This is a genomic window from Shinella sp. 838, assembly GCF_029623935.1.
Classification (GTDB): domain Bacteria; phylum Pseudomonadota; class Alphaproteobacteria; order Rhizobiales; family Rhizobiaceae; genus Shinella.
The window spans coordinates 77,459-104,304 of record NZ_JARSBQ010000005.1; the positions used below are offsets into that span (position 1 = coordinate 77,459).

The 26,846-nt window shown below is 61.5% G+C and carries 19 protein-coding genes and 1 pseudogene; 8 read left to right on the top strand and 12 right to left on the bottom strand.

The window, feature by feature from the left end; translation table 11 throughout:
- Positions 1–34: 34 nt before the first annotated feature.
- From P9A16_RS17495 to P9A16_RS17505, 3 genes are read left to right on the top strand one after another with little or no spacing between them, the layout of a single operon-like run.
- Positions 35–1,021, top strand: a complete 987-nt coding sequence (locus tag P9A16_RS17495; RefSeq protein WP_112585234.1) for an HlyD family secretion protein — start codon at positions 35–37, stop codon at positions 1,019–1,021.
- Positions 1,011–3,779, top strand: coding sequence for a ribosome-associated ATPase/putative transporter RbbA (gene rbbA, locus P9A16_RS17500; RefSeq protein WP_112585236.1), 2,769 nt, complete (start codon positions 1,011–1,013; stop codon positions 3,777–3,779). Before P9A16_RS17495 ends, rbbA begins: the two co-directional genes overlap by 11 nt.
- Positions 3,780–3,781: 2 nt before the next feature.
- Positions 3,782–4,909 (top strand): ABC transporter permease, encoded by a 1,128-nt coding sequence (locus P9A16_RS17505; RefSeq protein ID WP_112585238.1) that lies wholly within the window; start codon positions 3,782–3,784, stop codon positions 4,907–4,909.
- Positions 4,910–4,969: 60 nt separating this feature from the next.
- Here the strand turns inward: P9A16_RS17505 and P9A16_RS17510 are convergent, their stop codons facing one another.
- From P9A16_RS17510 to P9A16_RS17535, 6 genes are all read right to left on the bottom strand, one after another.
- Positions 4,970–6,208, bottom strand: a complete 1,239-nt coding sequence (locus P9A16_RS17510) for an MFS transporter (RefSeq protein ID WP_112585240.1) — start codon at positions 6,206–6,208, stop codon at positions 4,970–4,972.
- Between the two features lie 276 nt (positions 6,209–6,484).
- On the bottom strand, positions 6,485–8,638 hold the full coding sequence (locus P9A16_RS17515) for a heavy metal translocating P-type ATPase (protein WP_278025778.1): 2,154 nt from the start codon (positions 8,636–8,638) through the stop codon (positions 6,485–6,487).
- 159 nt (positions 8,639–8,797) lie between these two features.
- Positions 8,798–9,709, bottom strand: coding sequence for a carbamate kinase (arcC, locus tag P9A16_RS17520; protein ID WP_112585244.1), 912 nt, complete (start codon positions 9,707–9,709; stop codon positions 8,798–8,800).
- A gap of 2 nt (positions 9,710–9,711) precedes the next feature.
- Positions 9,712–10,713 carry an ornithine carbamoyltransferase gene (argF, locus tag P9A16_RS17525; protein ID WP_278025779.1) on the bottom strand — a complete coding sequence of 334 codons (1,002 nt, stop codon included), beginning with the start codon at positions 10,711–10,713 and terminating at the stop codon, positions 9,712–9,714.
- Between the two features lie 10 nt (positions 10,714–10,723).
- Entirely contained in the window at positions 10,724–11,950 is a 1,227-nt protein-coding gene (locus tag P9A16_RS17530; protein ID WP_112585249.1) for an arginine deiminase, read from the bottom strand.
- A 12-nt stretch (positions 11,951–11,962) separates the two neighbouring features.
- The gene (locus tag P9A16_RS17535; protein ID WP_112585251.1) at positions 11,963–13,399 is read right to left on the bottom strand and encodes a YfcC family protein; all 1,437 of its coding nucleotides are present in this window, start codon (positions 13,397–13,399) and stop codon (positions 11,963–11,965) included.
- Between the two features lie 340 nt (positions 13,400–13,739).
- Between P9A16_RS17535 and copM the strand changes: the two genes are divergently transcribed.
- From copM to P9A16_RS17550, 3 genes are all read left to right on the top strand, one after another.
- A complete protein-coding gene (copM, locus tag P9A16_RS17540; protein ID WP_216331578.1) occupies positions 13,740–14,207 on the top strand; it encodes a CopM family metallochaperone in 468 nt (155 codons plus the stop codon).
- A gap of 114 nt (positions 14,208–14,321) precedes the next feature.
- Positions 14,322–14,756: a hypothetical protein gene (locus tag P9A16_RS17545; protein WP_278025780.1), complete on the top strand. Its 435-nt coding sequence runs from the start codon at positions 14,322–14,324 to the stop codon at positions 14,754–14,756.
- Positions 14,757–14,958: 202 nt separating this feature from the next.
- Positions 14,959–15,636 carry an NrsF family protein gene (locus P9A16_RS17550; protein WP_112585255.1) on the top strand — a complete coding sequence of 226 codons (678 nt, stop codon included), beginning with the start codon at positions 14,959–14,961 and terminating at the stop codon, positions 15,634–15,636.
- A gap of 75 nt (positions 15,637–15,711) precedes the next feature.
- On the opposite strand, the gene P9A16_RS17555 is transcribed toward P9A16_RS17550, so the two are convergent.
- The 3 genes from P9A16_RS17555 to P9A16_RS17565 all read right to left on the bottom strand — a co-directional run bounded on the left by P9A16_RS17555 (position 15,712) and on the right by P9A16_RS17565 (position 18,074).
- Positions 15,712–16,986: an SAM-dependent methyltransferase gene (locus tag P9A16_RS17555; RefSeq protein ID WP_112585257.1), complete on the bottom strand. Its 1,275-nt coding sequence runs from the start codon at positions 16,984–16,986 to the stop codon at positions 15,712–15,714.
- 137 nt (positions 16,987–17,123) lie between these two features.
- Positions 17,124–17,780: a methyltransferase family protein gene (locus P9A16_RS17560; protein WP_077546200.1), complete on the bottom strand. Its 657-nt coding sequence runs from the start codon at positions 17,778–17,780 to the stop codon at positions 17,124–17,126.
- A gap of 21 nt (positions 17,781–17,801) precedes the next feature.
- Positions 17,802–18,074 (bottom strand): DUF2933 domain-containing protein, encoded by a 273-nt coding sequence (locus P9A16_RS17565; RefSeq protein WP_112585259.1) that lies wholly within the window; start codon positions 18,072–18,074, stop codon positions 17,802–17,804.
- A gap of 1,571 nt (positions 18,075–19,645) precedes the next feature.
- Here P9A16_RS17565 and P9A16_RS17570 point away from each other — a divergent pair.
- The gene (locus P9A16_RS17570) at positions 19,646–20,410 is read left to right on the top strand and encodes a Crp/Fnr family transcriptional regulator (protein ID WP_112585946.1); all 765 of its coding nucleotides are present in this window, start codon (positions 19,646–19,648) and stop codon (positions 20,408–20,410) included.
- A gap of 238 nt (positions 20,411–20,648) precedes the next feature.
- Here the strand turns inward: P9A16_RS17570 and P9A16_RS17575 are convergent, their stop codons facing one another.
- The 3 genes and pseudogenes from P9A16_RS17575 to istA form a co-directional block, all read right to left on the bottom strand.
- Positions 20,649–21,269, bottom strand: coding sequence for an RNA polymerase sigma factor (locus P9A16_RS17575; protein WP_216331579.1), 621 nt, complete (start codon positions 21,267–21,269; stop codon positions 20,649–20,651).
- Positions 21,270–21,458: 189 nt separating this feature from the next.
- Positions 21,459–22,259, bottom strand: coding sequence for an IS21-like element helper ATPase IstB (istB, locus tag P9A16_RS17580; protein WP_025590956.1), 801 nt, complete (start codon positions 22,257–22,259; stop codon positions 21,459–21,461).
- A pseudogene (gene istA, locus P9A16_RS17585) lies at positions 22,249–23,780 on the bottom strand (IS21 family transposase). Before istA ends, istB begins: the two are co-directional and overlap by 11 nt.
- A 696-nt stretch (positions 23,781–24,476) precedes the next feature.
- On the opposite strand from istA, the gene P9A16_RS17590 reads away from it, so the two are divergent.
- Entirely contained in the window at positions 24,477–26,828 is a 2,352-nt protein-coding gene (locus P9A16_RS17590) for a phosphoketolase family protein (protein ID WP_112585267.1), read from the top strand.
- Positions 26,829–26,846: the final 18 nt, after the last annotated feature.

Consider the following 26,846-nt stretch of genomic DNA (forward strand, 5'->3'; position numbering starts at 1 on the left):
CTCGACGGGCGCTCGCTGTTTAAGGGAATCTAAGGTGCGCAGATCATCCGTTGTAGTCGTCGCCGTGTTGGTTGGCACTGCTGTGGCCGGCGGCTATGTCTATTGGCTCGGTACGCAGAACCGGGTTCCAGCAGGTCTGGCGCGAGTGAATGGAAGGATCGAGGTCGAGCGGGTCGACATCACCAGCAAGTATGCCGGGCGACTGGCTGAAGTCCTGGTCGACGAGGGCGCGAACGTCAACAAGGGCGACGTGCTTGCCCGCCTCGATACGAGCGAGATCCAGGCCCAGTTGACGGCCGCGCGCGCCGCCGTCCATCGCAGCCATCAGAGCGTCGCCAGTGCGCAAGCGAGTGTTGCCCTGCGCGAGGCTGAACTCAATCTTGCGCGAATCGAACTCCAGCGGGTCGTCAACCTCATGCGAACGAACACTTCGACCCAGGCCGAGCTCGATCGCCGCACGGCGCAACGCGACATCTCAAGCGCGTCTCTGCAGACCGCTAAAGCCGCGGTTGAGGACGCCAAGGCCTCGGTCGAGGTTGCCGAGGCGCAGGTCAGCCAGATCGAAGCCGCCATTGCCGACATGACGTTGAAGGCCCCGGTATCCGGCCGCGTCGAGTACCGTCTCGCCCGAACCGGCGAGGTCGTCGGCGCCGGGGGGCGCATATTGACGGTCTTCGACCTCTCGGACGCCCATATGACGATCTATCTTCCGACGGCCTCCGCCGGTCGTGTGGCGGTGGGCTCGCAGGCCCGCCTCGTGCTGGACGGCCCAGGCGGCTACGTCTTGCCGGCGATCGTGTCGTTCGTTTCGGCCGACGCGCAGTTCACACCGAAATTCGTGGAGACGGCGAACGAGCGCGAGAAGCTGATGTATCGCGTCAAGCTGCATCTCGACCCGGCGCTGGTCACCTCCGAGCGCGGCTATGTCAAGGCGGGGATGACCGGCAACGCCTATGTTCCGGTGACCCCAGACGCGCTTTGGCCGACCGAACTTGCGCCGAGGCTGCCCGATGGAGGCTGAGCCCGCCACAGCCGTCAGCCTGTCGGGCGTCCAGCATGCCTATGGGAAGGTGATCGCTCTTCGCAATCTGGCTCTGACCGTTCTGCCCGGGTGCAAGCTCGCCATCGTCGGCCCGGATGGGGTCGGCAAGTCGACCTTGCTCGGCTTGATCGCGGGGGTTCGCCGCATTCAGCGCGGTTCGGTCAATGTGCTGGGCGGCGACATGGCTTCGGCGGCGCACCGCAACGAGGCCGCGCCCCGCATCGCCTATATGCCGCAAGGGCTCGGACGCAATCTCTATCCGACCTTGTCGGTCTACGAGAACATCGACTTTTTCGCCCGGCTCTACACCCAGCCGGACGATGGTCGGCGTCGACGGATCGACGAGCTCATGCGGGTCACGGGGCTGTTTCCCTTCGCCGAACGACCGGCGGGGAAACTCTCCGGCGGGATGAAGCAGAAGCTCGGGCTGTGCTGCGCGCTGGTTCATGATCCCGATCTCCTCATTCTGGACGAACCGACGACCGGGATCGATCCGTTGTCGCGCCGCCAGTTCTGGACGTTGATCGGACGTATCCAGGCCGAGCGGCCGACCATGACGGTGATCGTGGCGACCGCCTACATGGAGGAGGCTGGCGCCTTCGATCGTATCGTGGCGATCGACGATGGCGCGATCATCGCTGAAGGAAGTCAGACGGACCTGCTTGCGCGCGCCGGCGCCACCACTCTCGAACAGGCCTATATCGAGCTACAGCGTCCGGAACGGCGCGGGGCGCGCGCGGCGCCGTCCGTGCCGCGTCTCAAACCCGACGGCGGACCGCCGGCCATCGTGGCCGAAGGCCTGACCATGCGCTTTGGCGATTTCACCGCGGTCGACCATGTCAGCTTTCGCATCGAGCGCGGCGAGATCTTCGGCTTCCTCGGCTCCAATGGCTGCGGCAAGACGACGACGATGAAGATGCTGACCGGGCTGCTTCCCGCGACCGAAGGCCGTGCCGAGCTCCTGGGCAAGCCGGTCGATGCGCGCGACATCTCGGCGAGGACGCGGATCGGCTATGTCTCGCAATCTTTTTCGCTTTACGAAGAGCTGACCGTGCGCGGCAATCTCGAACTGCACGGACGACTCTGCGGCATCGGCGGCAAGGGGCTGGGTGAGCGGGTCGATGAGGCCTTGTCGCGCTTCGAGCTCGGTAATGTCGCCGAGATGCTGCCGGACGCCTTGCCCTTGGGCATGCGCCAGCGTCTTCAACTGGCGGCGGCGTGCCTGCATCGGCCGGACGTCCTGATCCTGGACGAGCCCACATCGGGCGTCGATCCGGCGGCCCGCGACCGCTTCTGGAGCCTCCTGCTCGAAATGTCGCGCCGCGACGGGGTGACGATCTTCATCTCGACGCATTTCATGAACGAGGCCGAGCGCTGCGACCGCGTCTCTCTCATGCATGCGGGCCGCGTGCTGGCGGTCGGCGCGCCACGCGAGCTCCAGGCCGCACGTAAGGCCGCAAGCCTCGAGGATGCCTTCGTCGCCTATTTGGAAGATGCGGCGGGCACGGGTGCCGGCGAGCCGTCCGTGACTGATGAAGCGGTTGGCGTGGTCGAGCCGACCTCAGTGAGGCTGAACAACAATGCCGAGGTGGCGCAAACGCCGCGCCTTGCTTCGATGAAGCGGATCTGGACGTTTGCACGCCGGGAGGCGCTCGAGCTCAGCCGGGATCGCATCCGGCTGGCCTTCGCGCTGATCGGTCCGCTGCTGCTGATGGCGGCGTTCGGCTACGGGATATCGTTTGATATCGAACGTTTGCGCTACGCGGCGCTCGACCGCGACCAATCTCTGGAAAGCCGCGCGTTTCTCGACCAGTTCTCGAACTCGCGGTACTTCGTCGAGCAGGCACGTCTGAACGACGATGTCGAGATCGACCGGCGCCTGCGCGCCGGCGAGCTGAAATTCGCCATCGACGTCCCGCCCGGCTTCGGCCGCGACCTCTTGCAAGGCCGCCGGCCCGAGGTCGGCTTCTGGCTCGACGGCGGCAATACCTTTCCCGCCGAGACCGCGCGCGCCTACATTCTTGGCACGCTTCAGACCTATGCCGGCGAGCTGGCGCGCGCCCCTCGTGGCGCCAACGGACTGCCGGCCGAGACGCTGCGGGTCGAGCCGCGCTTTCGTTACAATCAGGATTTCCGTTCCGTCTTCGCGATCACGCCGGGATCGATCATGCTGCTGCTGATCATCTTCCCGGCGATGCTGACCGCCCTCGGGGTTGTGCGGGAAAAGGAGATGGGGTCGATCGCGAATGTCTATGCGTCGCCGGCGACGGTCGGCGAGTATCTACTCGGCAAGCAGCTCCCTTATGTTGTGATCGGCGTCCTGAGCTATCTCAGCCTGCTGGCTTTCGCCGGTGGCGTGCTGGGCGTCGTGCCGAAGGGCTCGCTGCTGGCGCTCTCGCTCGCAGCCCTGGTCTATGTCTACGCCGCGACGGCATTCGGGCTTCTCGTTTCCGCCTTCGTCTCGACCCAGGTCGCCGCGATATTCGGCACCGCCATTCTGACGGCGATGACCGCAGCGCATTATTCGGGCTTCCTGATCCCGGCCTCCTCGCTCGAGGGGCCGGGCCGCATCATGGGCCTGTCATTCCCGCCGCTTTGGTTCCAGACCATCAGCCTCGGCGTGTTCGCCAAAGGTCTCGACACGCCAGCGTTCGCCCGCGAGCTTCTGGTGCTGGCGGCGTTCGCGCTTGGATTCCTGCTGCTGGCGCGGCTCTTGATCCGCAAGCAGGGGGCGTAGCGATGCGGCGCTGGATCGAAAACGCCTTCCGTCTCGGCGTCAAGGAATTCGCCAGTCTGTCGCGCGACGTCGTGATGGTGGTGCTCATCGCCTACGTCTTCACCTTCGCTGTCTATTCCGAAGCGACAGCGATGCGAACCGACGTCAACGACGCCAAGGTGGCCGTCATCGACGGCGATCGCTCGACCCTCTCGGGCCGGATCAAGGACGCGCTCCGGCCTCCCTATTTCCGGCCGGCGGTCGAAATCGACCGCTCGAGCCTCGACGGCTTGATGGACAAGGGCGCCTTCACGTTCGTTCTCGACATTCCGCATGGTCTGGAAGCCGATTTTCTCGCCGGCCGCAACCCGGCCATTCAGGTCAATGTCGATGCCACCAGCATCTCACAGGCCGGCGTCGGCACCGCCTATATCCAGGAGATCGTCGCGCAGGAGACAACACGCTTCCTCAAGCAGGCCTCCGTCGAGACGCTCGCCCCGGTCACCGCGGTGATCCGCGCGATGTTCAACCCGAACCTCGAAGCCATCAGCTTCACGGCAAGCATGGGCGTCATCAACAACGTCACCATCCTTGCCATCATTCTGGTCGGTGCCGCGGTGATGCGGGAACGGGAGCATGGCACGATCGAGCATCTTCTGGTTATGCCGGTGAGCGCCAGCGAGATCATCGCGGGCAAGATCTGGGCAAACGGGCTGGTCATATTGCTGGCCGCGGCGTTTTCCCTTCACGTCGTGGTCGAGGTTGTCCTGCGCACACAGATCGTCGGTTCGATCGAGCTTTTTCTTGCCGGAACGGCCATTTATCTGTTCGCCGTGACGTCGCTCGGCATCCTGCTCGCCACGGTCGCAAACTCCATGCCGCAATTTGCGCTGCTCTCCATCCCGGTCTTCGTGCTGATGTTCCTGTTGTCCGGCTCGTTCACACCGTTCGAGAGCATGCCCCGAGCCCTGCAGCTGATTTTGGACCTTTCGCCGTCCACGCATTTCGTGCGTTTCGCACAAGCTGTACTCTACCGCGGCGCCGGTCTCGATGTGGTCTGGCGCGATCTTCTGATCATGGCGGGCCTTGGCGCGGGCTTCGTCGCGATTGCCCTTTATCGTTTCAAAGCCATGCTCGCCCGCCAATCGTGACGGTCGCCGTCTAAGCGTATCGCAAGACACGCGCAATTGCGCGTATTCCTGTTTCGGCAGTTATCGGCTCGCTGCCGGTTCCGGCATCAGGAGCCGGGGCAGCCGGATACTGGCCAGCAGTGTGCCCAGAACAATCAGCGCGGCGAGGACGAAGCTCGCATCGGGCAGGATCGGCAGATTGAACAGCGCGCCGCCTGCGACCGATCCCAGAGCCTGACCAAAACTCGCGGCGGCGGTCATGCGGCCGAGTTGCGCTCCCTGGCTGGTCGGGATGCCGAACGACGCCCAGTAGGTTGCGACCGGAGACAGCATGCCGGCACTCGCGGCCACCAGCGCGACGGCGACCGACATCAATACCGAGGTGCTAACGACCGAAACGACGACCAGCCCGATGGCAAGCGTCGCCAAACCAGGCGCGATGAACCAGCGCGTGAGCTCCGGCTTGATGAGAGGCGAGAACACCAGAGCCTGGACGACCGCCATCACGAGGCTGCATTCGGCGAACATGATGCCGATATGTGCGGCATCTAGGCCGAGGACCTTTCCGCGGAGCGCAAGTCCGACTTCGAAAACGCCGATCGCGAGCGCCGTCACCAGCGCAATCACCAGGAGCCGCAGCATCGCCCGCCGTTCGAGCTGTGTGGCGTCCGTTGATGCATCGCCGCTCTCGCGCCGCGTTCCGGAGGGAAGGAGGAAAAGCACCAACACGGCCGCGATCACGGCCAGGCCTGTCGCCGTGAGCAATGGCATTGCCAGCGAGCTGTCGGGAGGGAGTGCCCAGAGGCTTCCAGCGACACGCACCGCCAGCCCTCCGAGCAAAGGCCCGATGAAGAAGCCGGCGGTGCCCGCGATGTTGATCAGCGCGAAGCGATGGGCGCGCCATTCTTTCGACGGGGCATAGTCGCCGATCAGCGCATACGCGACCGGGGTGATGGCGGCGGCGAAGAACCCGGCAAGAAAGCGGCCGAGATAGAGAAGAGGCAGGCTTGCGGTGACGGCGAACAATCCGGTGGTCGCGGCAAAACCCAGAAGGCCCATGAGGATGATCGGCTTGCGGCCGCAGCGATCGGAAATGCGTCCCCAGACCGGCGCGCCGACGAAGATCGCGATGATGTAGACGCCCGTCAGCAGCCCCGTGTGCCATGAAAGAGCCTGCGGCGTGCTCCTGCCGGCGATCTGCTCGATCAGGAAGGGCAGGATCGGCAACGCGACACCATAGCCGACGGTGATCGCGAACATCGCGACGAGTACCGCTGAGAGCGCGCTCCAGCTCAGTCGGGTTGGTTCAGCCAGATCCATGCCGATGCGACCTGCTGCCCAACCCGCAGCCCGAGCGATCGGGCATCGTCGACATCCGCAGATTGGGCGAAACGAAGAGCTGGCCGAATCTTTCGGGCATTCGAGGCCACCCTGCACCAGCCATCGCTGGCGAGGTCAATGGTGAGGATGCGCGAGGGTAAGCCTCGTCAACAAGAATCCGATCCCCCGTGCCATTTGAGATGTCAGGAACGGTGACGGCCAGGAACAGGCTGAGGCCTGGCTGGTCTGGCGAGCGGCTCAAAGAGCGGACACTTGTCATGAAGCGGCCTTCATGCCTTGGCGCCTGTAAAAACGCAGGAACTGCGCATTGATGGCAACGATGATGGTGCTGGCTGACATGAACACCGCGGCTATGGCCGGCGTCATCAGAAAGCCCGTGCCGAACGTGATGCCGGCGGCCATCGGGATGGCTATGGTATTGTAGCCGGTTGCCCAGATGAGGTTCTGCACCATCTTTCGGTAGGTCGCACGTGACAGACCGAGGATTGCCGCGACATCGCGCGGATCGCTCTTGACGAGCACGACATCCGCCGACTCCACGGCCACATCCGTGCCGGCTCCAATGGCCACGCCGAGGTCCGCCTGGACGAGCGCCGGTGCATCGTTGACGCCGTCACCGACCATTGCCACCGAGAGGCCCCGAGCCTGAAGCTCCTTGATCTTGTCGGACTTCTGATCGGGCAGAACCTCCGCGAAGTACTCGGCGATCCCTAGTTCCTTCGACACGCTCTCGGCTACACCCTTTGCGTCGCCCGTCAACATGACTGATTTGATGCCGAGCTGGGTGAGTTCCGCGATGGCGTCTTTCGATTCCGGTCGGACGATGTCGGCGAGCGCGAAGAGCGCACGCGCTTCGCCGTTGCGCACCAGCGCCACCACCGTTTTGCCCTGCGCTTCGAGCTGCTTCAGCCTTTCATGTGTGATGGGTTTGCCCTGTCGTGCAAGATGGCCGGGGCTGACGATGCGAATGTCCTGCCCGTCGACCTTCGCGACAATGCCTTCGCCCGTGATATTGCTCACCTCGCTGGCTTTCTCAATGTTGATATTCCTGCGTTTCGCTTCAGCCACGATGCCGTGAGCGATCGGGTGCTCGGACTGACTCTCAGCTGCCGCGGCAAAGGCAAGCTCGGCGTTCTCGTCGCCACCCGCGAGCAGCACGACGTCGCTGACGCCGAAGCGCCCCTCGGTCAGTGTGCCGGTCTTGTCCAAAACGACTGCCTGGAGATTGCGGGCACGTTCGAACGCCGCCCGGTCACGGATCAGAAGACCATTGCTGGCGCTCAGCGATGTGCTGACGGCGACCACCAGCGGCACGGCAAGCCCAAGGGCATGCGGGCAAGCCACGACCATCACGGTGACCATGCGTTCCAGTGCGAACTCAAGCGGCGCGCCAAGCCAAAGCCACCAGACGAACAGCGTTCCGAAGCCGACGACCAGGGCGATGTAGGTCAGCCAGGCGGCCGCCCTGTTGGCGATATCCTGTGTCCGCGAACGCGTTGCCTGGGCTTTCTTCACCAGATCGATGACCTGAGCGAGATAGGTCGCATCGCCTGTCTTCGTCACTTTGATGGTCACGGCGTTGGCGCCGTTGATCGCACCGCCGATCGCCGTTGCGCCGACCGTCTTGGTGACGGGACGCGATTCGCCCGTCAGCATCGCCTCGTTGAAGCCGGACGAGCCCTCGACGATTTCGCCGTCGACCGGAACCTTGGCGCCCGGGCGGACGATGACGCGATCACCGGGCTTGAGATCGGAGATCGGTACCTCGTGCATCTTGCCGTCGTCGTCGATGCGGGTCGCGCTATCGGGCAAGAGGCGAACGAGCTCTTCCAGGGCACGCGACGCGCCCATCACGGAGCGCATTTCGATCCAGTGACCGAGCAGCATGATGGCGATGAGGGTGACGAGCTCCCAGTAGAACGCTTCGCCCGGAAAACCGAACGTGACAGCGGCGGAGAAAAAGTACGCAGCCGAGATCGCCAGCGCGATGAGTGTCATCATGCCGGGCTGCCCCTTGCGCAGCTCGGAGAAGAAACCGGTCAGAAAGGGCCAGCCACCATAGAAGTAGGCGATGGTCGACAATGCGAACAGGACCCATCCGTCGCCTGGGAAGGAGAGCACGTCCGAGAGCCCGAGCCAGTCTCTTATCATCGGAGAGAGCAGTAGCACCGGAGGGGTAAGCACGAGGGTCACCCAAAACCGGCGGCGAAAGTCCGCGACCATGGCGCCGTGATCGTGGCCGGCGTGATCCGAATGGCTGGACCCTGCCGCAGAAACGATGCTGGAAGCACCTTGCCCGGCTTCCTGCGCTGCTTCGCCGGTTGCATGATGGTTATGATTCCGGTGATCGTGATGGGAGTGCGGTGAACTCATTTTTCCTCGTCCGTATGAGCCCGTCCAGACGTCCATCACAGCGGGCTACAGGGGTTCTGCCGCACTGATCAAGGCTTTGGAAGAGACAATGTTTAGATGTGCAACCTCGCCGCCAAACGCGCGTGAATCTTTAATCCAGATCAAGTTCTGGCTTCGCGCGGCATCAGCGTAGCGTGGGAAGCGGTCGGCCAACCACTATGCCGACTTGACGATCGTGCCGGCTTTGCCCTCCAGAATCGCGCGGGCATCTTCCAGGCGTCCGATGCCCGCGATCCGGCCGGGTGTCCCGGCGAACTGGCAAGCGGCTTCCACTTTTGGCCCCATGGACCCGGGCGGAAACGCAAAAGCCGCCAACTCGGCCGGTTGCGCCGCTCGAACCGGACGCTGTTGTGGCGTGCCCCAGTCGAGATAGACGGCATCGACGTCGGTCAGCATCAGGAATGCATCGGCGGCGAGGTCCGCGGCGAGCAGGCCGGCAGCACGATCCTTGTCGATAACGGCCTCCACGCCCTGAAGGCCGCCCGAGATGTCCCGAATGACGGGAATACCACCACCACCGACGCAGATCGTCACCACACCAGCATCGACCAGCAGGCGGATTACCTCCATCTGGACGATGCGTTTCGGCAGGGGTGACGGCACCACCCGCCGCCACCGCCCGGGCGCCTCTTCTGTCATCGGCCAGCCATGCGCAATGCGTGCGCTCTCGGCTTCTGACCAATCGTAGATCTGACCGATAGGTTTTTCCGGCCGGCCGAAGGCGGGATCGTCCGGGTCAACCTCGATATGGGTCAGCAATGTCGCCAGCCTTGCGGCTTGCGGAAGCGCATTGGCCAGTTCCTGCTCGACCAGATAGCCGATCATGCCGATGCTCTCGGCACTGATGACGTCGAGGGGGTAGGGAGCAATATCCTTCAGCGCCGCCGCCTGAAGGGCAAGCAGACCGACCTGCGGTCCGCTTCCATGCGCCACGACGATGTCGTGATGCGCGGCAAGGTCGGCAAGCGCCGCCGCAGCCTTGCGCACATTGGCGCGCTGCACCTCCGCCGTCATAGGCTCGCCTCGCTTGAGAAGGGCGTTGCCGCCCAGCGCAACAACGACCCGCATGATCACACTCCCAATGTGGCGACGAGAATCGCCTTGATTGTATGCATGCGGTTTTCCGCCTGGTCAAAGACGATGGAAGCATGCGACTCGAAGACTTCTTCCGTCACTTCCATGCAGTCGATGCCGTATTGCTCATAAATCTTCTCACCGATCTCGGTCTCGCGGTTGTGAAAGGCCGGAAGACAGTGCATGAACTTGGCGTGGGGATTGCCCGTGGCGCGCATCAGATCGGCGGTGACGCGGTAGGGTGTCAAAAGCCTGATGCGCTCGTCCCAGACCGAATCAGGTTCGCCCATCGAGACCCAGACATCGGTATAGACGAAGTCGCACCCTTTCGACGCTTCCTGAGGATCCTCCGTGAGCGTAATCCGTGCTCCGGTCTTCTCCGCCACGGCCCGGCATTGATCGACCAACGCCTCGTCCGGCCAACACGTCTTCGGCGCACCAAGCCGCACGTCCATGCCGATCAACGTCGCTCCGGTGAGGAGCGAATTGCCCATATTGTTGCCGGCATCGCCGAGGAAGCAGAAGGAGAGTTGCGACAGGTGCTTGCGCGTGTACTCGCGCATGGTCAGAAAATCGGCGAGAATCTGCGTCGGATGGAACTCGTCCGTCAGGCCATTATAGACAGGCACGCCGGCATGAGCGGCGAGTGTCTCGGCCTGTACCTGGCCAAAGCCGCGATACTCGATACCATCATACATGCGTCCAAGCACCCGGGCGGTATCCTTCATCGACTCCTTCTTGCCGATCTGCGTTCCTGACGGGCCGAGATAGGTGACATGCGCACCCTGATCGTAGGCGGCGACCTCGAAGCCGGTCCTGGTACGCGTTGAATCCTTCTCGAAGATCAGCGCGATGTTCTTTCCTTTGAGCCGTTGCTGTTCGTAACCGCCATACTTGGCCTGTTTGAGCGATGCGGAGAGCTGCAGCAGAAAACGGATTTCGTCCGGTGAAAAATCGAATAGCTTGAGCACGCTGCGGCCGACAAGATTGACGGGCATTCTTTCCTCCCTAGATCGGATCGCGGATCAGCGGACAAGTCATGCAATGGCCGCCGCCTCGGCCGCGGCCGAGCTCGGCGCCGGGCACCGTGATGACCTCCACGCCAGCCTTGCGCAGTTGCGTGTTGGTATAGGTGTTGCGGTCATAGGCAACGACCACGCCAGGCTCGAGGGCGACGACATTGTTTCCGTCGTCCCATTGCTCGCGCTCGGCCACATAGGCATCACCGCCAGTCTGCACCACCCGCAGCTTCTTGAGGCTGAGCGCCCGCGCCACAACCTCCGTAAGATGGCCCGTCTCCTGCCGCACGTCGATTTCCCCGGCCTTCGCACCCGGCCGCAGCGAGTAGGCGGTGATGCCGTCCACAACGTCCGAAAACAACGTCACCAGGTCGCGATCGCAAAAGGTAAACACGGTATCGAGATGCATGGAGGCGCGCTCGACGGGCAGTTTGCACGCGATGACGCGTTCAGCGGCCCCTTTGGCGAACAGGGCGCGCGCGATCTGCCCCACGGCCTGCGGCGTGGTGCGCTCTCCCATACCTATCAGCACGAGGCCGTTTCCAAGCGGCATGACATCTCCGCCCTCTGCGGTAGCCAGTCCGTAGTCCTCATCCGGGTCGCCCCACCAGACAGGAAAGCCGGCGTTGCGAAAGTCCGGATGAAAACGATAGACGGCGGCAATGTTCACCGTCTCGAGCTTGCGGGCATTCCAGCGCATGGGGTTGAGCGTGACACCGCCATAGATCCAGCACGTCGTGTCGCGCGTAAACAAATGGTTCGGGAGCGGGGGAAGCAAGAAATCCTGCGGCCGCAGGACCGGCGCCAGCACGCCGGTTGGCGCGACCGGCAGTTCCGCCCTGCTCATGCCGCCCATGAGGATGAGCGACAGATCGTCGGAATTGATTTCCATCAGGTGGGCGCAGAGATCGTCGGCAAGCCCGACACCCACAGTGTTCACGTTGACCCGCCGCTCCAACAACCAGCGGCGCGCCTCCATATCCTGCATCGTCTGCGCCAACGCCTCGCGCAGGAAGACGACTTCGCTGCCGCGATGGCGGATCGCATCGACGAACGTCATGTGCTCGACACGGGCCTGCTTGACCCAGATAACGTCGTCGAAGAGCAGTTCATGACAATTGCCAGGGGTTAGGCGGGTAAGGGCTGCGCCCGGCCGGTCGACCAGAACGCGTCTGAGCTTGCCGACCTCGGAATGAACGCCGTAGGTAATGGTCATCCTGGTTCTCCTTCAGGCAGCGAGCAGCACGGCTGCGCTGAGGCTGGCCATGATGATGACGGTGAGTATGAGGAGCAGCGGCGCCATGAATCGGAGCCAGCGCTCATAGGGGACGCGGCCGATGGCGAGCGCGCCCATCACCACGGCAAATGTCGGGTTGATCAGGTTCACCAGGCCGTTGGCCGATTGATAGGCGGTGACGACGAGGTTGCGACCGACCCCTGCGAAGTCCGCGACGGGTGCCATGATCGGCATCGACAGAACGGCCAGCCCGGAGGAAGACGGCACGAAGAAGGAGAGTAGGACATTGATCCAGTAGATCACGTTGATGAACGCGACCTCTCCCAGTCCCGCAACCGAGAGTTCAGCCCAGTGCAGGATCGTATCGGTTATCTTTCCTGCATCCATGATCACGACGATGCCGCGCGCGAGGCCGATGATCAGCGCCACACCCAGAAGGTCGCGCGCCCCGTTGACGAAGGCGTCGACGAATTTCTCCTCGCCAGGACGCGCGATCAGGCCAATGAGGATTGCCGAGGCCAGGAAAAGGCCGCTCATCTGGCCCATCCACCATCCGGCCCGCAGCACGCCCCAGATCATGACCACGAAGGTGAGTGCGAACACCACAAGCACGACCTTGTGCAGGCCGGTAAATTCAAGTGCCTCGCCGCCATGTGCGGCAAGAAAATGCGCCTCGTTGTCCGCCTTGCGATCATAGACGAGGGAGCGGCTGGGGTCGATCCGGACGCGCTCTGCATAGCGCATGACATAGATGACGCAGGCGAGCCAGGAGAGCCCCAAAATGACGAAGCGCAGCACGATTCCCTGGGTGAAAGGGATACCCGCGGCGTCGGACGCAATGACTGTGGCAAAGGCGTTGACCGTGGAGCCCAACACGCCGACGCCTGCACCAAGCAGGATGATCGCCACCGCGGTCACGGCATCGTACCGCGCCGCGATCATGATCGGGATCAGGAGCACATAGAAGGCAAGCGTCTCCTCAGCCATGCCGTACGTCGTGCCGCCGAAGGCGAACAGCGCCATAAGCACCGGGATCATCCACTTCTCGCGGCCCTTGAGTGACCTCATGGCACTGCTGATACCGGAGTTGATTGCTCCGGTGGAGGCGACGACACCGATGAACCCGCCGATAATGAGCACGAAGAGCGCAACGTCGATGGCGTTGGCCGCATTGGTCACGGGGTTATAAAGCCCGCCGATTGGGGCCATGATGACGTCGAATACGCCCTGCGGATCCGGTTCGCTCACGGTATATGTACCGGCGACTGGAACTTCGCGGTCCAGTGCGGGGTTTTGCACCCGTTGGTACTGGCCGGCCGGAATGATCCAGGTCAGCGCTGCGACGAGCACGATAAGTCCGAACAGAATGGTGTAGGCGGTTGGAAACCACCATTTCCTTGCTTCGGTCGCCGACGATGCGATGCTCATGGTACGCCCCCCTTCTTGTGTGTTGTCACCGTCACCCTGGCTAACCTGTGAGGCGATCGCATTTGAACCTGAGCGTGTCGGGAACCCGCGGATGGCCACCCACGTCGTGCGCAGAGAAGGCAAACGCGGTCGCTCGAAGACCATATCGGTGATCTTCTGGTCGAAGCGCCCGCCATTCCTTGATCGAAGTTAAGTTCGCCTGCCGCGCATCGGCCTATGTCGAACCACATATCGATTGGACGCAATCGTGGATCTACACGGCAGCGGCACAACGGATCCGGTCGACACATATGCATGGAATGCAGATGCGCGGCCCATCGCAACAGCAAGGAGGCTCGACATGCAGCCCAGAATGAGAACGATGCTGGCACTTGCGCTGGTGTTCGCACCGGCAACGGCGTTCGCGCAGAATGATGCGCACCATGACACCCGACCGGCAGGCGAACAGCCCCCGTCAGCAACCATGAGCATGCCGCAACAATGCGCACCGATGATGGAGATGATGGAAAGCATGATGGGCGACCACATGTCGGCCTGCCTGGCATCGCTGCCGCACGCCTCGCAGGCCTACATGCGTGCCATGATGGGCATGCACGCACCGATGATGGAAGCGATGCAGTCGACGGATCCGGATGTCGCATTCGTCAAAGGGATGATCCCGCACCATCAGGCAGCCATCGATATGGCCCGGGCCGTTCTTGAGCTTGGGACCGACCATCAGACCAAAGCCTGGGCGCAGCAGATTATCGCCGCGCAGCAGACCGAAATCGATGACATGCGTCAGTGGCTGCGGCAGCGCGGCGAATAGATGCGGAACGAACTTGTCATGGCGTCAAACCCCCACAAGGATCGCGGAGCCTCACGGAAGTTCGCTGTCGGAGTAGATCACATGGCGGTAAGGGCATGGCTGCGGAGTTCTGGTGTGCTGATCGCGATGATGCTCGCGCTCGGCACCGCAATGGCAAACGATGGCTATCAGAAAGCGGGCGGCCTTGCCGTTTACCTTGGCATCGTCCCGGCCCCTGTCGTCCGGGGTCATCCGACCGGTCACCCGGAAAGCACAATGCACGGCGGGCCTGGAACCGCGCGGCATCAGCAACACCTCGTCGTCGCCGTTTTCGACGACCAGACAGGCGCACGCGTGGAGAACGCGAGCGTGTCCGCAACCATCAGCGGCCTGGGTCACGTTGGCCAGCAAACCATCCAGCTCGAGCCGATGAAAATCGAGAACACGATCACCTACGGTGGTTTTGTCACTCTCTCGGGAAACGATCGCTACGACATCGCCGTCGAGATCACCGTTCCGGGACGTTCGCGGCCGATCTCGGTGACATTCTCCAGTGATCATGTTCAATAAAGCGAAAAACAGGCGCCAGGCCTTTGCTGCAGCAAAGCCCATTCCAATCTGTTGGAATTCGGATCGGAAGGTGTGGCAAAGGTAACAATTTGCCGTTCTCCTGCGAATGACACATCGAACCCTCGTGCGGCGGCCCTTCATCTGAACCACCCGCCCTGGAGTATCAGCCGGCGATGGGCGCGGCTTTCAGTGGAAACTGACGATGACGCGGCGGCGACTACGAACGGAAGATCTGATCGACAGGCTTGCGGCGGATATAAGGCCGCGACACGTTGAAAGCCGAATCCGAACCCGCCGGCTCTGCGCCGCCGCCATCCTTGCGATCATGGTGCCGGCGCTCCTCTTGGCGCGGCCGCTTCGTGCCGATCTTCCCTCTCGATTGGCGGACGGTATGTTTGTCACCTCAGTTGCGACCTCGGCGATGATCTTTGTCACTGGTGTGCTGGCGCTTTTGATCGTGCGCATCTCACCGCTATCCCGGTCCTGGCTCCTCCTGCCCCTGATCGCCCTGGGACTCTGGCTCGTGTCGGAATTTACCAGCATCGCCCTCGACGTCTCCCGGGAGGGTTGGCGTGCTTTCGCCTTCGAGACGAGTCCACAATGCCCGCTCGTTATCGGGATCGTCGGAATTCCGATCTTCTTCGCGATGCTTGGCCTCGGCCGGATCGGCCTGATCCTGTGGAGGGGGCCGACAATCGCGGTCGCCGCTCTGTCAGCCTTTTCCCTGCCTGCAACCATGTTCAATCTGTTTCATGGCCTGGACACCGGCGCGATGGTCCTGCTTTGGCATTTCGGCGCGATCGCAATCTTCTCCATGACGGCGGCCTTTTTGCTCAATCGGCGTATTCCTCGCATCGTGTGCGACTGGCTCGCGGTATGATCAGCGAAGCGCGCGACAAAAGATGAACTGGATCAAGGGGGCACAAGCAGCCGTTTACGGCGAGGCAATGGCTTTTCAGCCGACCGCCACGCATGAGTGTTCCTGTGCCGACTCACATTCCGGCTGTGTGGTACTGACCGCCTGCAAGCGACGCTCTTCCCGCTCGATATAACCCCGCGTCAGCGGGACGGCGTCCTGTCGCCTGGCGATCTGGATCTGGAACACCATCATCCCCTGATAGCGGAAAGCGAGTTCCGAGACGCCGAGATAATACTCCCACAAGCGCGCAAAGCGCTCATCGAAGAGATCGACCGCCTCAGTGCGGCGGGCGAGAAATCGCTCGCGCCAATGTCTGAGCGTTTCGGCATAGTGAAGGCGCAGGATCTCGACATCGGTGACCACGAGCCCCGCCCGCTCGATCGCCGGCAGGACCTCGGAAAGAGCCGGTATGTATCCGCCCGGGAAAATGTATCTGGCGATCCACGGGTTGGTGAAACCCGGCGGATCGGAGCGGCCGATCGAATGCAGCACGAAAACGCCTTCATCATCGAGCAGATCGCGGCATTTTCGGAAGAACTCATCGTAGTGATTGACGCCGACATGTTCGAACATACCCACTGACACGATCCGGTCGAAACGTTCGTTCACGTCCCTGTAGTCCTGCGATCGGAATTCCAGACGCGCCGGATCTGAAGCCGCCGCTGCCCGCCCCCTAGCAAATTCGAGTTGTTCGCTCGAAAGCGTGATCCCGGTGACATGGGCGTCGAAAGCCTCAGCCAGGTAGAGCGCCAGACCGCCCCAGCCGCAGCCGATGTCGAGCACGCGCGCATGACGACCAGGCAGGAGCTTAGCAGCAATGTGGCGCTTCTTGGCCTGCTGCGCCTCATCCAAAGACATGTCTGCTCTTTCGAAATAGGCGCAGCTGTACTGCATGTCCTTATCGAGGAAGAGTTCGTAGAGCTTGCTGCTGAGATCGTAGTGATGAGCAACGTTTCGCCTGGATTTCTGACGGACGTTTTTCTGCACCCGCCGCCGGAGAGCAAAACGCAAGCGGGAGAGTATCTTTGTCGTGATCGTCGCCGCGTCGTTCTGGTCCTGGGACAGAAGCAGCTCGAGCACCTCCGTGATGGTACCCTGTTCGATGATAAGGTCGCCGTCGACGAAGGCTTCGCCAAGCCGCAACTCGGGATCGAGCAGAACCCGACGCTGCGCCGCGGCGGTTCTGAACCGCACTGCCACCGCCGGACCGGCCCCGTCACCGAAGCTCCTGGTGACCCCGTTGGCGGTTGTTATCGTGAGAGTTCCGGTTTTGACGAGGCGACGAAGGGTTTTGAAAACAAGGGTATCCATGACGGGGCTTTCTAGTCAACGTTGGTATATCCCGACTAGAAAGCGTGCGATCCCGCCGCAGACTTTAACGTGGGTTGAAAAGGGTGAGCGATAAAGCCATGATCGATAGAAAGACGAACAGTCGCCCGCCATCTTGATCACCCGCTCGCTTTGGCGCGTCGCGCCGACAGGCGGGGAATGAATGCCGGCACTTCCCGCATATAGCGCGCATAGGCGTCGCCGAATTCGGCAAGCGACTCGCGTTCTTCGTGTTTGGAAAGGCGCCAATACATGAAGACCAGGACGGGGAACATCGCAAGTGTGAGCAGGGTTGGCCACTGCAGCAGGAAGCCGAACATGACCAGAACGAAGCCGACATATTGTGGATGCCGAACCCAGGAATACACCCCCGAGGTGGCGAGCGTGCGCTTGCGTTGCGCTTCGTAGAGCATCTTCCACCCGGCCGAGATGAGGACAAAGCCGCCGCCGATGAAGACAAAACTCAGCAGGTGGAACGGACCGAAATGGGGATTTGAGCGCCAGCCGAACAGCTCCTCGAGCAGGTGACCCGCGTCGTGGGAGAGCCAGTTGACGCCCGGATAGCGGGACTGCAACCAGCCGGAGAGCAGGTAGATCGTCAGGGGGAAACCGTACATTTCCGTGAACAGCGCCACGATGAAAGCACTGAAGGCGCCGAAGGATCGCCAGTCCCGCGGCGTGGATGGCTTGAAGAAGCTGAACGCGAAGAAGATGAAGACGATCGAGTTGAGGATGACGAGGGACCACAGGCCGTACGCGGGAATGTCGTCTTGCATGGCGCTCTCCTGGATGGAATTTCAGTGCTGATGCGGCGACTGCTGTCGCGCGGACGAGCGGTCGTTGCCGCCGCCATGCCCACTATGTCCGCCATGCTTGCCGTGCATGAAGACATGCAGGAGGGGGCAGGCAAGGATCAGCAGCCAGGGCAGCCAGCCGAGCAAGTGCGCGCGGTGTTCCGTGAGGAGATAAAATCCCGCGATCGCGAGGAAGCCGTAAAGGGCGATGTTGGCGGCGCTGAAACGCCCCCCCGGGTTCTCGTCTTTATGCAATTGGTCTCGGTTTGTTTCCATGGTGCTTCATCCGACAGTTTGAACACGTCGATTGCTCCGCGATGCCGGTCGAATGTTGAGGCCAGTCCGCAGGAAGGTGCTCTTCTTGGCCCGGATGATGCTGTGACAGATGTCTGGAATCTTTGATGTGAGTTAAGTTTCAGATTGCTCCCCGGCGAACCAGGCGATGCCTCGCTTCCGAAAGCAAGTCAGGTATTCGATGTTCTGACCATTGGTCTGCCGCCTTGGAGCAGCATTCAGGCCATATGCGACGCTGAAACTCAAATTAAGCTGGAGGCAAGTCTTCGAACCCGCGGACCAACGTACCAATCGATCGAGCGCATGATCCGATCCGAACATCAATACCCTGCATTCGAAGGCGATTCCGCTCTGAGTCCGCGATAAAGCCGCATACGAGATGAGTAACCCCGCTTCCGACGATGAGGTCGTAGGTGGCCTCGGTGGTGCGTTGCGGGTTCCGCCGAAAATCACGCGCGCGAGTGGCGGGGTCGATCAGCAGCAGTCCCTCGGATTTCGCGAAGAAGGGGCTGAGCATGGTTCTCCTGCGCGTGCGCACGATGAGCACGCCGATGATGCGTTTTCGATCTGCCGGCACGGAGGCTATCGATGACATTTCCATCCCGCGGGAGGATTCTGTGACGATGAGAGAAGCATCATTTTGCCGCTCGCTCTTTAATCTCGATCAAGCATCGCGGGTAGCATTGGCGGCCAGCCCGTCATGTATTCGCGGTAGGGCTAACGAGGCACGCTATAGCGACGGATTCCAGTTGGCGTGTTGATCTGGATCAAAGCGGTCTTGCAAACAATGTAGTGAGATGCAAAAGTAGCTTTCTCGTCTCGTGTGCAGAAAACCAGTCCAGGTGCATGCGGAGCGAGGGTGCGCGACCTGTAAACCGCCGAGAATTCGATTTTATGCTTCGGTATCTGGCACTGCTGATTGTTAGTGTGATCGCTGTCCTCGCACAAGCCGGACCGTCGATGGCGCAAGTCGGTCAATCGACACCGAGCGTCTCGGAGAGGCATCAGGCTACCTCATTGCTAAAGGTCGCCATGTCGGACGACGACGATTGCGTCTCGGGTTCAGGTTGTTGTAGCGCCATATGCTCACCCTGTGTTGTATCCCTATCAGCGCAGTCCCACGGTTTCTCGCGCTTCCTACCCACGTCTTCGCGGACTTGGGTTTCGCGCCAGAATTGCTTGCGCTCGATCATCCTCGGCCGCGATCCGCCTATCCCCCGAAATCAGCTCATCTGAGGCCATCCAGGTCGATCGTCAGCCACGCCCGTCAGTCCGGCGTGAACGGCAACACGACCATAATGTGGCTTGCTGATCGCTTCGCGCTTATCGCGCCGAAGGCTCGGTCCATCAATGATCTATTGATTGGCTGCGCAAGCGTGGCCGCCGCAACGGGCCAGGAGCCCGGGAGGTGTAATGTGAGCTGGCATCAAGCGTCTTTATCAGGAGAGACATCCCGGTCGCTCCGTTGCGACCATTGGGAAACCGCTGAGAAGGCACGGAATGTACCACCCTTACCAAATTTCCCCATTACCGTGTCCCTCCAGAAGGCGGCCATGCAGGCCGACGAGGTGACCAAACGACGAGGACGTCACAAACAGGACAATGACAGTGAGGCGCGCACCGTTGCCTTGCCAGTCGACGCACACAGACTGATTCCCAACTACCGCAATGGCGACCGACGCGTCGAAGCCGGCCGGGATTTGTTCAGCATAGGATTCGACGGAAAGGCCATCTTCAACCTTCTCGACGGATGGGTAGCCATCTACACATTGCTGGAGGACGGCAGACGGCAGATTGTCCAATTCGCCCTGCCTGGCGCGGTTCTGGGTGTCCGTTCATCGAGGAGCGCGCCCGCAACCGTCGGTGCTCAAGCCCTGACCGACGTCGTGGTATCGGTCATTCCGACCCCTGTCCTGACGTCGCATTCGCGTGCAGACCCCGACATTACCATGCGCCTGGCGCGCTCACTTGCACACGACTGCAATCTGGCTTTCGATCATCTCACCAGCATAGGTCGGCGTTCAGCGCGCGAACGGGTCGCTCATCTGCTCCTTGAATTGTTCACACGTTACCGTGCACAATGGCCAGGACATCGCAGCGAGGAAATGGTGCTGCCGCTTACCCAGGAGCAAATCGGCGACGCCACCGGCTTGACCTTCGTTCACGTGAACCGTGTTCTCAGCGCGCTGCGCAAGGAAGGAATCGTCCAGTTCCACTACCGGCGTCTGCGAATAATCGATCCGGATCGTCTCATCGAAGTCGCAGGCGTCGATCCGGAAATCGCAATGGCCTGGCTTGAACGACAACCCTGGGGGTAGCGCTTCGCCAAAGGGATTTGGCGCGGCATATACTTCTTTCAGGAGCACTCGCCGGCCGTAGGCTGTCTTGTCCGCCACGGTGGCGTTCATCGATGGACTCCCGGATGAGATTCCAACCGAAGTGCGAACCAAGGCTCTGATCGAGTTTCCGCCGCTCGCCTATCAGGCGTGGTTCGGCAGCCGTGCAAATGCGTATCCAGCAACGGCGCGATTCTGAAATCGAGCCAGTCGAGTATCCTCAGCGAGATACATCTTCGTGAGCTTTGCGGATCTTCTCGGCTTTCTCGCAATGACAGTCGAGAAAACCATGGATCGGACAGGTGCGGCACATCTCCTCCAAACGCTTGCGTAGCGCTTGCCGCCCGCGGTGGAGTCGCACCGTGACATTGTTGAGCGAGGTGCCAAGGCTTGCTGCCAATCTGTCGCGAGGCTCGCCCAGGATATCAGCCCGCCAGACGATGTCCGAATACTCGGGTTTCAAGGTTGGAAGCAGACGATACAGACAATTGCAGACCGCTGCATCGAGTTCGGCGTCAACAGGTTCACTCTCGATCTCGGCGTCGTCGACAGGGGTTTCCCGACGCCGTCGCCTGCTCAAGTTCCGCTGATGGTCAACCAGGGTGGTGGCGAGGATGCGGCCCAGCCAGCCCCGAACGGTGCGGATATCTCTGAGTTGAGATGCGCGCTCCAGCGCCCGAAGGGAGAGGCGCTGCAGCACCTCCTCCGCATCGTCGCGATTCCTCAGGCGGCGCTGGAGGAAGACCAGCATTTCCTCTCTCGCCTCGACAAGCGCCCGCTGGACGGCAGCATCAAGAGGTTTCGCGGCATCGTCAGACTTATCGGAACGTTGCGTATCCATTCTCTTGCCTCCAGCTTCGGTCATCCTCCGCATTTTCCTGCTGCACGGGGGCAGCTCCCAAAATTCGCCTGATGTTGGACAGGCGCGGCTGATAAGTCTTTAACTCTAATCAAGTGTCATGGCTGTTGGTTTCCACGCGGAACTGAGCCGGTTTTTCCACCGAGAAGTGAGCCACCTCTGACTATGGTTTTATGATTGGGTTTTGGTCAAGGGATTGGCTTTTTCTCCTCTCTTGTTTGCTGCGGCTGCAGAACTGGCCTTGAAGCGGAAGCTGTCATTACCTGTTTCCAGGATATGGCAGCGATGGGTCAAACGATCGAGCAATGCCGTCGTCATCTTGGCGTCGCCGAAGACTGTTGCCCATTCGCTAAAGCTGAGGTTGGTGGTTATCACCACGCTGGTCCGCTCATAGAGCTTGCTCAACAGGTGGAAGAGCAGCGCTCCGCCTGAAGCGCTGAATGGAAGGTATCCGAGCTCATCAAGGATCAGCAGATCGAGGCGGACCAAGGTCTCAGCGATCTGGCCTGCCTTGCCTTTGGCCTTCTCCTGCTCAAGTGCGTTGACCAATTCGATGGTTGAGAAGAAGCGGACTTTTCGACGGTGATGTTCGATAGCCTGGATGCCAAGGGCCGTCGCCACGTGGGTTTTGCCTGTGCCCGGTCCGCCGACGAGCACGATATTCTGCGCTCCGTCAATGAACTCGCATCTGTGCAACTGGCGCACCGTCGCTTCGTTGATTTCGCTGGCGGCAAAGTCGTATCCAGAGATATCCTTGTAGGCCGGGAAGCGCGCAGCCTTCATATGATAGGCAATCGAGCGGACCTCGCGCTCAGCCATTTCGGCTTTCAGCAACTGGGACAGGATCGGTACGGCTGCATCAAAAGCTGGAGCACCTTGCTCGATCAAGTCTGTGACGGCTTGCGCCATGCCATACATCTTCAGGCTACGCAGCATGATGACGACGGCGGCGCTGGCAGGATCATGACGCATGGCGACCTCCCACAATCCGGACGCGCAAGCCATCGTAGCGTTCTACATTGGCCTTGGGTTCACGCACCAAGGTCAGTGCTTGTGGCGTATCGACGTCGGGACCGTCGGTCGTCTTGCCGTCGATCAGCATATGCAACAGGTTCAGCACATGCGTCTTGGTTGCTACGCCTTGATCCAGAGCCAGTTCCACGGCCCTGACGACAACCTGTTCGTCGTGATGAAGGACAAGAGCGAGGATGTCCGCCATTTCCCGATCGCCGCCGGGGCGGCGAAGCATCTGGTCCTGCAGTTGTCGAAAGGGCAGCGGCAATTCCACGAAGGGTGCGCCATTGCGCAGAGCACCGGGCTTGCGCTGGATGACGGCAAGGTAGTGCCGCCAGTCGTAAATCGTCCTCGGTGGCTTGTCGTGACTGCGCTCGATGACCCGCGCATGTTCGCAAAGAACGTTGCCCTCGGCTGCAACGACCAGTCGATCGGGATAGATCCGCAGGCTGACGGGCCGGTTCGCAAACGATGCAGGCACGCTGTAACGATTACGCTCGAAGGTGACCAGGCACGTTGGTGAGACTCGTTTGCCTTGCTCGACGAATCCGTCAAACATGGTAGGCAATTCCATCAATGCTGCTCGCTCATCAGCCCAGACATCCGCAATCGAACCGGGCAGGCTCCCGTGCGGTGTCTCCTGCCACAGGTCTTGGCAATGCTGTTCCAGCCAGAGGTTCAACGTTGCCAAATCCGGGAAGTCGGGCATCTGTTGCCATAGGCGGGGACGAGAATCCCGGACGTTCTTCTCGACCTGACCCTTTTCCCAACCCGCAGCGGGATTGCAGAACTCAGGCGCAAACACGTAGTGGTTCGTCATAGCGAGAAAGCGGATATTGACCTGCCGCTCCTTGCCGCGACCAACGCGATCGACTGCGGTGCGCATATTGTCGTAGATCCCTCGCGCAGGCACACCACCGAAGACCCGGAAGCCGTGCCAATGGGCATCGAACAACATCTCGTGTGTCTGGAGCAGATACGCCCGCAAGAGAAACGCCCGGCTGTGCGACAGTTTGATATGCGCAACCTGCAGCTTAACGCGCTCGCCGCCGATGACGGCATAGTCCTCACTCCAATCGAATTGGAATGCTTCGCCTGGGCGGAAAGACAGCGGAACGAATATGCCTCGGCCCGTCGTCTGCTGCTCACGTTGTCGATCCGCCCGCCAATCACGGGCGAAGGCCGCAACCCGGCCATAGGAACCGGTAAAGCCCACAGATACCAGATCGGCATGAAGCTGTTTCACCGTTCGGCGCTGCTTGCGTGACCTCCCGGCCTCGGTCTTTAGCCAGCCCGCCAGCTTGTCGGCAAAAGGATCAAGCTTGCTCGGTCGTTCCGGCACCGTGAACGTCGGTTCGATCGTGCCGCGCTCAAGTACTTCGCAATTGTGTTGCGCGACAGCCCCGTACGCCGGCTGATCTCCCGGATCGACTGCTTCTCGCGCAGCGCCATCCGACGGATGATGTTTAAAAGTCCCATGTGGATCACTCCGTTGCCCCCGTCGCTCGCAGCGTTGGGGGAAGGTTCACATGGCTCAGTTCTCAATGGAAATTATCTGCCTAACCGGCTCAGTTCCGCGTGGAAACCAACACTCCAAAAGACAAAAAACTACGTAGTGTCGGGATTTGACTAGTACCTAAAACTAGTCATCAACCGTTGACGATTCTGTCATCAGTCGATGACAACTCCATCGGCCGGAGCGTGTCAACGAATTTTTGTCAAAAGCAAAGAGCCAAAAGCATATGGCAAGGCGCTCAGAGGCAGTTCACCGCGATAGTTCTTGGGTCCATAGGAGAAGATTAAGGTCCCGTGCCTGGGCTCAGATCTGGTTGGATCTCTTACGGCGACCGCGCTGACTCCATCGGTGCGGTTCCGGGAGACTCGCGTCTCTCGCATTCGGACACGCTAGCGTCGTTGGTGTCCTGGAAGCTCCGCGCAGGAGGAGTGGCTGTTCGCGAACGAACGCGAGTAGACTACCTTCATCGTTTCACGCGCGCCTCGTTAACTTGCCGGTTGTCATCAATCGTTGACTGTCATGACTGGGAAATGTAGCTTGCAGAATCGGGGCCGCCGCCGCCGCATTGGTCGTCGCGTTTGCACAAATTGCCCCTCGGTTTTTCTTGGGGGCGTGTCCTTTCGTGACCCCTAACCTATGATTAAGGCGAGGAGAAACTTATGGCATTCGATGCCGGGAATTTGTTGCTGGTCGATCGCTACTGGCGTGCGGCAAACTATTTATCCGTTGGCCAGATCTATCTGATGGACAATCCATTGCTCCGCGAACCCCTGAAGCCGGAGCACGTCAAACCGCGCCTGCTTGGCCATTGGGGCACGACGCCGGGCCTGAACTTCATCTATGCGCACTTGAACAGGATCATTACCGATCGCGATGCCGATATCCTCTATATCTGCGGACCCGGCCATGGCGGCCCCGGCATGGTCGCCAACACCTGGCTGGAAGGCGTCTATTCAGAGACCTATCCCGAGATCGGCGAGGACGAAGCCGGGATGAAGCGGCTGTTCAAGCAGTTCTCATTTCCGGGCGGCGTCCCCAGCCATGTCGCGCCCGAGACGCCGGGCTCGATCCATGAGGGCGGCGAGCTGGGCTACGCGCTGGTGCACGCTTTCGGCGCCGCCTTCGACAATCCGGGCTTGGTCGTGGCTTGCGTGGTCGGCGACGGCGAGGCGGAGACCGGGCCGCTCGCGGCCGCGTGGCATTCGAACAAGTTCATCAACCCCGCCCGCGACGGCGCGGTTCTGCCGATCCTGCATCTCAACGGCTACAAGATCGCCAACCCCACCGTGCTGGCCCGCCTGTCCGACGAGGAACTGCGGCATCTCTTCGTCGGCTACGGCTACGAGCCGTTCTTCGTCGAGGGCAGCGAGCCGGCCGACATGCACCGGCAGATGGCGGCGACCCTCAACACGGTCTTCGACCGGCTGGCGGCGATCCGCGAGAAGGCCGCGTCGTCCACTGAGCGGCCGCGCTGGCCCATGATCGTGCTCCGGAGCCCGAAGGGCTGGACCGGTCCGAAGGTGGTGGACGGCAAGATGGTCGAGAACCACTGGCGCTCCCACCAGGTGCCGGTCGCGAACTGCCGCGAGGATGACGGCCACCGCGCGATCCTCGAAGAGTGGCTGCGCAGCTACGATCCCGGCGACCTTTTTGATGCCGACGGTGCGCTGAAGCCCGAGCTGAAGGCGCTGGCGCCGACAGGCACGCGCCGCATGGGCGCCAACCCGCACGCCAATGGCGGCCTCCTGCGCAAGGAATTGCACACACCCGATTTCCGCAGCTATGCCGTCGCGGTGGAGCGCCCCGGCGCGACGGAGGCGCAGGCGACGAAGGTTCTCGGCGACTATCTGCGCGACGTGCTGCGGCTGAACGAGGCCGAACGGAATTTCCGCGTGTTCGGGCCTGACGAGACGGCGTCCAACCGCTTGGGTAGCGTGTTCGAGGCGACGGACCGGGTCTGGATGGCGCAAACGCTCGAAAGCGACGATCATCTGTCACCCGACGGGCGGGTGATGGAGGTGCTGTCCGAGCATCTCTGCCAGGGCTGGCTCGAAGGCTATCTGCTCACCGGTCGGCACGGCTTCTTCTCCTGCTACGAAGCCTTCATCCACATCGTCGATTCCATGTTCAACCAGCACGCCAAATGGCTGAAGACCTCGCGGGAGCTGGAATGGCGCAAGCCGATCTCCTCGTTGAATTATTTGCTCACCTCCCATGTCTGGCGGCAGGACCATAACGGCTTTTCCCATCAGGACCCCGGCTTCGTCGACCTCGTCGCCAACAAGAGCGCGGACATCGTGCGCGTCTACCTGCCCCCGGACGCCAACACGCTGCTGTGGGTCGGCGACCACTGCCTGAAGACCTGGGACCGCGTGAACGTCATCGTCGCCGGCAAGCAGCTGGCGCCGCAATGGCTGAGCATGGCGGAGGCCGAGAAGCACTGCGAGGCGGGCCTCGGCATCTGGGACTGGGCCGGCACCGAGGACGGACTGGAGCCGGATATCGTGATGGCCTGCGCCGGCGACGTGCCGACCATGGAGACGCTGGCCGCCGTCGACCTTTTGCGGCAGTCCCTGCCGCATCTGCGCATCCGCGTCGTCAATGTCGTGGACCTGATGGCCCTGCAATCGCCGCAGCATCACCCGCACGGACTGTCGGACGAGGCGTTCGACCGCATCTTCACGCGCGACCGGCCCGTCGTCTTCGCCTATCACGGCTATCCCTACCTCATCCATCGGCTGGTCTACAAACGCGCCAACCATCCGAATTTCCACGTACGCGGCTTCATCGAGGAGGGCACGACGACGACGCCCTTCGACATGGCCGTTCTCAACGAACTGGACCGTTTCCATCTCGCCATCGAGGCCGTCGAGCGCCTGCCGGTCCTGAAGGACAAGGGCGCGGAGATCACCGCGGCACTGTACGAAAAGCTCGTCCTCCACAAGGCCTTTGTCCGCGAGCATGGCGAGGACATGCCCGAGATTCGAGATTGGACGTGGCCTCATCCCTGAATCCCTCAGGACGCCGGG